This is a genomic window from uncultured Nevskia sp., assembly GCF_903885465.1.
Lineage (GTDB): Bacteria > Pseudomonadota > Gammaproteobacteria > Nevskiales > Nevskiaceae > Nevskia.
This window is the reverse complement of sequence record NZ_CAISIQ010000165.1, coordinates 1-8,465: the sequence shown is the minus strand read 5'-3', so window position 1 is coordinate 8,465 and position 8,465 is coordinate 1. Positions and strand designations below refer to the sequence as shown.

At 61.1% G+C, this 8,465-nt stretch carries 6 protein-coding genes and 1 pseudogene; 6 read left to right on the top strand and 1 reads right to left on the bottom strand.

Translation table 11 applies throughout. The features are described 5' to 3' along the window. The 6 genes from QZY06_RS06265 to QZY06_RS06240 form a co-directional block, all read left to right on the top strand. Positions 1 to 1,017, top strand: a 1,017-nt coding sequence (locus QZY06_RS06265) for a UbiA family prenyltransferase (protein WP_295681686.1), incomplete at its 5' end; no start/stop codon positions are given. Continuing rightward, complete coding sequence (locus tag QZY06_RS06260) at positions 1,014 to 2,735, top strand: hypothetical protein (protein ID WP_295681683.1); 1,722 nt, start codon at positions 1,014 to 1,016, stop codon at positions 2,733 to 2,735. The genes QZY06_RS06265 and QZY06_RS06260, both read left to right, overlap by 4 nt. Before the next feature lie 140 nt (positions 2,736 to 2,875). Further along, positions 2,876 to 3,736, top strand: a complete 861-nt coding sequence (locus QZY06_RS06255) for an SUMF1/EgtB/PvdO family nonheme iron enzyme (RefSeq protein WP_295681680.1) — start codon at positions 2,876 to 2,878, stop codon at positions 3,734 to 3,736. A 120-nt stretch (positions 3,737 to 3,856) separates the two neighbouring features. Continuing rightward, positions 3,857 to 5,068, top strand: coding sequence for an exopolysaccharide biosynthesis polyprenyl glycosylphosphotransferase (locus tag QZY06_RS06250; RefSeq protein ID WP_295681677.1), 1,212 nt, complete (start codon positions 3,857 to 3,859; stop codon positions 5,066 to 5,068). Positions 5,069 to 5,210: 142 nt separating this feature from the next. Beyond that, a complete protein-coding gene (locus tag QZY06_RS06245) occupies positions 5,211 to 6,314 on the top strand; it encodes a surface lipoprotein assembly modifier (protein WP_295681673.1) in 1,104 nt (367 codons plus the stop codon). 150 nt (positions 6,315 to 6,464) lie between these two features. Beyond that, on the top strand, positions 6,465 to 8,051 hold the full coding sequence (locus QZY06_RS06240; protein ID WP_295681670.1) for a WecB/TagA/CpsF family glycosyltransferase: 1,587 nt from the start codon (positions 6,465 to 6,467) through the stop codon (positions 8,049 to 8,051). Between the two features lie 13 nt (positions 8,052 to 8,064). Here the strand turns inward: QZY06_RS06240 and QZY06_RS06235 are convergent. After that, positions 8,065 to 8,465: pseudogene (locus QZY06_RS06235) on the bottom strand (hypothetical protein); the annotation flags it as partial.

Genomic DNA, 8,465 nt, shown 5'->3' with positions numbered 1-8,465 from the left:
TTCGACTATGCCGGCGACGTCGCTGACGATCTGCCGGTCTGGCGGGCGTCAAGAAACGCGATCGTCACCGGCCATCTGGCTACCTCGTATCGGCGAATCGAAAAGACGACGCCCGTGATCGAGGTTTACGCCGACCCGGCAGATGTCTGGCTTCACTACCTGAAAGCCCTGCGCCCGCAGCAATGGATCAAGAACCTGCTGGTGTTCCTGCCACTGGTCGCTGCACATCGTCTGTTCGAGCCGGCGCCATTGATGAAGGTTGTGCTGGCATTCGCCGCTGTCACAGCCTGTGCGTCCAGCGTCTACCTCCTCAACGATCTGCTCGATCTGAGCTCGGATCGTCATCACCCCCACAAGCGCAAGCGCATGCTGGCCTCGGGTGCTATCGGCACGGGTGGAGCCTGCTGGCTGATGGGGACCTTGTTGGTCTCGGCAATCGCGATCGGCTTCGCGCTGTCACCGCTGTTCCTGCTGGTGCTGCTGTCCTATTACCTGATGACGCTGGCCTACTCATTGGGGCTCAAGGATCGCGTGGTGCTGGATGTGCTGATACTCGCCGGCGGCTACGCAGCCCGGGTGGCGGCCGGCGCCGTTGCCATCGGAATCGCGCCATCTTCCTGGATGCTGGCGTTCTGCGTATTCCTGTTCTTCAGCCTCGCATTGATCAAGCGGTTCTCCGAACTGGTGCTGCGCCGTCGCCTCGACGGGCCGAAGGCGCAGGCGCGTGCCTACGTGATCGACGATGCCGGTGTGATTGCCGCGCAGGGAATTGCCAGCGGCTATCTGGCGGTGCTGGTGCTGGCGCTCTACACCACCACCGATCTGATCCAGAGCCTGTACGGCAGATACTGGTTGTTCTGGGGCATCTGTGTGCTGCTGCTCTACTGGATCAGCTACCTGTGGCTCGCCGCCGACCGCGGGCGCATCGAGGATGACCCGGTCTCTTTCGCCATCAAGGACAGAGTCAGCCGCAACCTGCTTCTGGGTATTGCGGCGATCGGGCTTGCGGCGACATGACGCGCCTGCAAGCGATCACAAATTTAGTCTGGTCGTGGGGTGTGCTGCTGATCGCAATACAGCCAGCGATCGCTGGGGCGGCACCGACAAGCATTCTGGACCTGCAGCCGAACAAGCTCAGCGAACGTGCGGAGTTGCCGCCGCTGGACGGCCATGCCGGGCGAGCCACCCTGATCAATCTGAATCCGAAGATCAACAGCTGGTACGTCTTGCGCATCGATCGCGACGGCGGGCCAGCACCGCGCAGCTACCAGCTCGAGAATGCCGATCCGGCCCGGCAGACCGTGCATCTAAATGGCGACCGGGGACTGCTGCTATCGGGCGTTGGTAGCGATCTGGCCTGCGACCTGTGGCGCCCGGCAGTGTCCGATGCTCTGGACAAAGCGCAGGAATCGGCCCTGCCCTACGCGCCGCTATGCAACAACCACCTCTATCTTCGCAACGTGGTCAAGGGGACGTACACCAATATCGAGCGCATCACTGGCTTTCTGCGTGACCACGTCTGGGGCGGAGAGAAAATCATCGGTTTCGCCAAGGACAAGCTCTACTCCGATGCCTTCCTCGAAAAGGCCAATCCAGCGGCCGACGCTTACACGAGCAGCGTCTACACGGCGCCAATGGGCGCGCCACCCGCTGCAAAGTTGTCCGGACCTGTTGCCGCGATTCGCATCGCGCCGAGCCATCTGGGCCTTGACCCCGGAACCCAGGATGGTCTGCTGCCTGGCCGCTGGTACCCGGTACAAGGCGCATCAGGGATTTATGTGAGCGCGATACAGCCTCTGGCCGCCTACCGATCGGTGCCAGGCACACCGACTCCGGCCGCCTACGATCCGGTGGAGGCCGGTGCCCTGGATTATCTGGTCGCTTTCGATCTGCAGCAGCTCACGCTCGGGTTCGCACTCGGCACCGATCAGCCACGCCTCGGCTGGTCGGCCAGAATCAAGGACAACATGCGCAACGCTGCCATGCCCGGTCCCGATGGCATCGACAGTGCCGCGCCGCTGGCCCGCACCGGCATGGTGAGTCCCGTCGCGCTGCCGCGCATTGCGGCCGCGTTCACCGGTGGCTTCAAGCGTGAGCACGGCGCGTTCCGCTATGGAGCGCTGGCCTCGCGCAACCTGGGCAGTCATTACGGCTTCATCGAGGAGGGAACGGTATTCAGCCGTCTGCAGTCCGGAATGGCGACTCTGTTCGTGCTCGATGACGGCACCGTCGAGATGAAGACCTGGACACTGGACGACAACCGGCTGCTGCCGCGCATCCGGCACGCGCGGCAGAACGGGGTTCCACTGGTCGAGCCTGATGCCTCGACTGGCAAGACCAGGCCGGGCGCACTGGTGGCGCAATGGGGGGCCGGCAACTGGTCGGGTTCCGCCGATGTCAGGCAGCGCACCTTGCGGGCCGGAGCCTGCCTGGTACGGACGCAGACACAGCGCTTCCTGATCTACGGCTATTTCTCCTCAGCCACCCCGCCGGCGATGGCCGGCGTGTTCCAAGCCTACGGCTGCAACTACGCGATGCATCTGGACATGAACGCACTGGAGCACACGTATCTGGCGGTCTACACGAGAAGTGGCAACGCGCTCTCCGTACAACATATGGTCGAAGGCATGGATGCCGTGGACCGGAAAGGCGGCGACGCCTACGCGCCGCGTTTTCTCGCTTTCCCCGACGATCGCGATTTCTTCTATCTGACGCGAAAGCAGGCGGCACCCTGACGATGCGCAGTCACGCCTTGCCTGCGCTCGCACTTGTCTGCACTGGCGCTGGCGCCTTCGCAGCACCACAGCCGCTCGAGAAGCAGAACGAAGCACTGTTCGAGCAGTTGCAGAGTGCGCATCATCTCGATGATTCACAGATGCTGAGCATTCGCCAGATATTCACCAGATCCGGAACGCTCGGCCAGGGCAACCCGGCCTTGACCCAGCATCCGGAAACTTCGGAACAATGTCAGGAGAAACTCGCTCAGCGATCCGAGCCCTACGCCAATCCCGCGTTCGAGAAAATCTGTCGTGCTCCGTACATGGCGCCGCTCTATGACCCGAAGACCCAGAAGCCCGAGGATGCCAAGGCCTGCATCGACCAGTTCGAGTTTCCCGACATCCCGTGCGCCTATCCGGTGGTGTGGGTGCGTGCCAGCGAAGCGGCGGAGATCTGCAAGGTCGAGGGCAAACGGCTTTGCGATGCCCACGAATGGGAAGGCGCCTGCGCCGGCAGTCTTGAGCTACCGGACTATAGATTCGATCTCGCGAAAGGCGTAAGCGTCGAACGGGGCCTGCAGCGAATGCGTGCGGCGCATAACCGGAGCGATGCCGGTAGCAAGTCCTGGAGCTACGGCGCGGTGTACCAGACCGGGATCTGCGCCGCAGCCAGCCACAAGACCCCGGGTTGCTCGGGCGGATCCTGGAGCCAATGCGGCTCCAACACCTACCCGGCAGGCGATTTTTCCGGTTGTCACAGCAGCCTCGACGTCTACGACCTCAACGGCAATGCCGCCGAGCACATGAACCTGCCGTTGAACGAATCCCAGATGGCCAGCCGTGGCAGCAAAGAACTCGGTTATACGGAGATGAAGGGAAGCTGGTTCATCTTCGACACCTACCGCGCACACGACGACTCTTGCCGCTGGCGCGCGCCGTTCTGGCATGGCACTCGCGTGCTGGACAAGGACAGCCACAAGAACTACCACCTGGGATTCCGCTGCTGCAAAGACTCCTGAATGGTCGCGCAGTCGCTATCGGGCTGCTCCAGCTTTCTGGGCCATGGACGGTAGCTTTTCATTGCTCACTCTGTCCGCTTCCGCACAGACCAGAAAAATGCTGACGCCCACCGTCTCAGCATGAAAAGTGAACATCGATCAGACCATTTGATTTTTCATGGCTTCCCGGCGGACAGATTCCGGGACGGTTTGACGCTGAAGAGTTCGGAATTTCTACCCTTGCTTGATTTCGTCGGCTTGATAGGTTCAGCCTACTTCAGCTTGATCATCTACGAGGTGCTCATCGCTGCCAGTGGATGGCAGCCTCCTGCCTGGGGCGACATGCTCAGGATGGCCTCGATGACAGCGGGTCTTGGCGCTTTCGTTCTGCACGATCGTCGTTTTGAGCATTTTGCGAAACGTTCCGATTCAAGGGCGTTGGCCGGGCGCTTCGCGGGCCACGCTCTAGCTTTTCTCGGTGTGCTGACTGTCATCGCATTCGCCGGTCGATGGCTGAAAGATCTGCCGAGCGGATGGCTGATCCTTTGGCTTATTGGCTTTGCTTGCCTGGCCGTATCAACTCGCAGCCTGCTGCTTCAGCGGATACGACGTCGAGATGATCACGACTTGAAGACGGCTTTTGACGCTGCACCAGTTATGGCGTCGCCAGCATCGTCAGCTGCATTCAATCGCTTGGTCGGAGATCGTCTCTCGGTACGCCTGCTTGCCGATAGGCCCATCAAACGGTGGAATGCGGCGCTCAAGTCTGTTGAGGATTCCGTGCTCTGCATCATCCTGCTGGCCATGTTGCAGCCGGTGATGTTGCTCATCGCGCTCGCGATCAGGCTCGACAGTCCCGGTCCCGTGCTATTCCTTCAGCGCCGCCATGGCTTCCAGAGCCGGGAGTTCGAGATCTACAAATTCCGAACCATGCACATCTCGCAACCCAGCGCAGACGGCGCCCTACAACAGACACTCCGGGACGATGCGCGGGTCACGCGGGTCGGACGCGTACTCCGCAAATACAGCCTAGATGAGCTGCCGCAAATCTTCAACGTGCTTGAAGGCAGCATGTCGCTAGTCGGCCCGCGCCCTCATGCCGTCGACATGCGGACCGAGCAGCGGCTGGGACAGGAGATCGTCGATGATTATCTGCATCGCCACCGGGTCAAGCCAGGGATCACCGGCTGGTCGCAGGTCAATGGCTCGCGCGGTGCCACCGATACCGTGGCGCAATTGCGGCAGCGAGTCGAACTGGATCTCCACTACGTCGAGAACTGGTCATTGCTGCTCGATCTGAAAATACTGTCGCGCACCTTCAAGGTGGTGTTGCGGGCAACCAATGCCTATTGATGCCATTTCCCTGTCCAGCAACAAAAGGTGGAAACTGGGGCTCCGTGGCCAGCTGAAAGCCTGGTCTGGTCATTGCAGCTGTCGAACCTTGTGGGTTCTGGTCGGACTCGGCTGTTCGAGAACGGTTGGGGCAGATTCCGTATTGACGCCATACGGATCGGCGCAGGCCGAATACAACTCCAATGTCTTCAGCCTGCCGAACTCCGATCAAGCGTTCCTCGAAACCGGTGACCGGCGTCTGGCCGATGAAACGCTGCGTCTGATCATCGGACTTCAGGCGCGCTTGCCGGTGAGCCAGCAGACCTTCCGGGCAAAGCTGGAAGGCCGTCGCTTCGACTACCTTCATCTGGATCGTCTCGATCACAACGAGTATCGGCTCAGCACCGGTCTCGACTGGCGTCTGGCCACCTTCCTGACGGGAACGCTCGACCTTTCCCAGGAACGCCGCCTGGCACCGTTCACCGATCGGATCAGTACCAATCTGACCTTGGAAAGCGAGCGCGTCCTGTCCGCCAGTTCCGATCTCGAAATCGGCAACGAGTGGCGGCTGGAAACAGCCTTGCGGTCACGGGCTCTGGATTCACCACTACCGAATTTTCCCGGCTTCAAGCTGGAAGAAAACACTGCAGATGTCGCGATCAAGTATCTGATCGGAGAGGGGCTCGATGCCGGCATCTACGGCAAGTACCAGTTCGGAACCTTCAAGGGCGTGCCTGAAGCGGGCGATTTCGACGAACAGAGTCTCGGGCTGGTTGTGGATTATTCGATCGATGAACTATCCAGAGTCGCTGCGCAGGCCGGCTACACCCGACGCCAGGATGAACGTCAGGCAGACGCCAATGGACGCTCTTCGGCGATCACCGGCAAGCTGTCCTACTTTCGTCAACTGACCGGCAAGACCTCGGTCGGGATCGATGCGTTTCGGCGAGTCAATAGTTATGTCGGCGACGCAAGCACGGTGCAGGAGACTGGAGCCGGCCTGGCGCTGAACTGGGCACCGACGGTGAAGATCGGCGTGTTCGCCAACTACCAGTACGGCATCAGCCGATTTCAGCAGTCTGGAACTTCAGCCAGCAACGACAGCCGCCATGACGACAGCCACGTGGCCTCTCTGAAACTGGCTTGGCAGGCGTTGTCCTGGCTGGTGGTGAATCCATACACGGCCTACCAGGTGCGGAGTTCGACGATCGAGCGGAATAGCTTCAAAGCGATAATGGTGGGGCTCGAACTGGGTGCCCGCCTATAAAAATCGCTGGCTTTCGCGTGCTGCCGCACTCAGTACGATGTCGCACATACATCAGCTTTTTGAGAGTCCACTGTGACTCACATGAATACTCAAGAACAAGGACCGTTCACCCTGCCTCATCGGCCTCGACGCCACCGTCTGAGCAGGGACGTGGTGGCACTGCTCGGAGATTCGATGCTGGGGTTCGACTTCGTTGCGATCCTGTTCGCCGCGTGGCTGGCGTCATGGACGATATCTACCGGATTCTCCAGCGCTGTCTTGGTTCCGGAGTTCTGGAGCAACCACAACCGCGCGGCGCTGGCGGGTGCGGTTCTGGGGCCCTTCATCCTGCGCGATCCCGCATTCGTGGCTTGCGTTCGAGACTGCCGAACGCTTTCGCTGATCGGCGGGCACCTCGCCCGCTTTCCCATGTTTGTCGTCATCGTCATCGGCCTCGGCGTTCTGAGTGGCTTCCTGTACGGCGTGTCCATGAACTGGCTGCTGCCGTGGTTTGCGAACGCACTGGTGATCACCTCGCTGGGCCGCTGCCTGCTGGCAGTCACTCTGCAGCGTTTGGAGCGCGACGGGATCATCGTCGAGACCGTCGCCGTGGTTGGCGCAGGACCGGTCGCCGATCGCTTGATCCGCCGGCTTCGCGACGCACTGGGGGACAACGTGTTGATCGTCGGTGTGTTCGACGACCGTTTTGGCCGTAGTCAGAACTGTGCGAACTCGCCCACCGGGTCGGTTGCCGAACTGATCGACCTCGGCAAGTCTCGCTCGCTTGATTGGATCCTGATCACCCTGCCGGATTCGGCCGAAGCCCGGCTGTCGTCAATCGTCCAGCGCCTGAAGGTGCTTGCAGTACCCGTCGGACTCTGCCCGCAGAGTGTTGGCCTTGTTTCCGCGTATCCAGGGATGGCCGACCGAAGCTCGACCCATCGCTTTCGAACACTCTCCGGCCATCTTTCAAGGCGCGGTATCCCGGTCGAAGTCTCGCCTCGACAGCAACGTTCGCCTGTCGGGGAGCTGGAACTGACGCTGGACAACCATGATCTTGGCAGCTTCCTGCAACTGGCCGCAGGCTTCGGACAAGACACTTATGGCTATGTGGTGACGCCTAATGCCGATCACCTACTGCGCCTGCACAGGGAACCTGCCTTTCAGATGTTGTACGCCGAAGCGGCTTATGTGCTGCTCGATAGCCGCTTCATTGCCCATTTGCTGCGTCTGACTCGTGGCTTGCGGCTGCCCACCTGCCTTGGCAGCGACCTGACTGCTGCGCTTTTCGATCGGGTGATCAAGCCCGACGATCGACTGGTGCTGATCGGCGGCAGCTCGGAACAGGCGCGGCGCCTGACAGTACGCTATGGCCTGAAGCACCTCGTCCATTTCAATCCGCCGATGGGCTTCATCCGCACGCCCGCCGCCGTCGAAGCCTGTCTGCAATTCATCGAAGCACAGAGTCCGTTCCGCTACTGCCTGCTGGCGGTCGGCTGCCCGCAGCAGGAAATGGTCGCGCAGCAGCTCAAACTGCGAGGTCGCACGCGCGGACTGGCCTTGTGCATCGGCGCGTCGATCAATTTCCTGACCGGCGAAGAGCGTCGCGCGCCTTTGTGGCTGCAGCGTTGCGGCATGGAATGGTTGTTCCGGCTGGTCAACTCGCCTAGACGTCTCGCGAAGCGCTACCTGGTCCAGGGGCCGAAACTGTTCGCCGTGCTGCGGCGTACCGGAATTCGCCTGCGGGCAGCACGTTGAGTCCCTGCCCAGGTCAGGGCTTCTTCAGCCAATTCCGAAACACCTGGCCATAGCCATCGGTCGGGGTACCGTCGACATCCTTGATCAGGACGTTGTCAGGCTCCGTCCAGACATTCCAGGTGAAGCCGATGACGCTGATCTCCCGCTGATCGGCCCATCGGGTGATGTTGGCGACCAGCGGTGCTCCCCTGGTGCCGGGAACATTGCGATCGCCGGTTTCGGTAGCGATCACGGGAATTCCGGCGGCGAGAATCTCTTCGACATCGGCAAAGACGCCGGGCGAGTAATTGGGCCTGGCATAGGCGTCGCTGCCCCAGGTCTTGCCGAACGTCGGATATGGATGCCAGACGGCCGCCATCTGGTTCAGCGAATCGGCTGGTCGATGTTCCAGCCAGCCACTCAAGTCCTGGCAGT

What these genes read in the sequence shown, in the direction of transcription:
- QZY06_RS06255 (WP_295681680.1), top strand. Translation starts at nt 2,876, where the DNA reads ATGCTGAGCATTCGCCAGATATTCACCAGATCCGGAACGCTCGGCCAG.
- QZY06_RS06260 (WP_295681683.1), top strand. Translation starts at nt 1,014, where the DNA reads ATGACGCGCCTGCAAGCGATCACAAATTTAGTCTGGTCGTGGGGTGTG.
- QZY06_RS06250 (WP_295681677.1), top strand. Translation starts at nt 3,857, where the DNA reads ATGAAAAGTGAACATCGATCAGACCATTTGATTTTTCATGGCTTCCCG.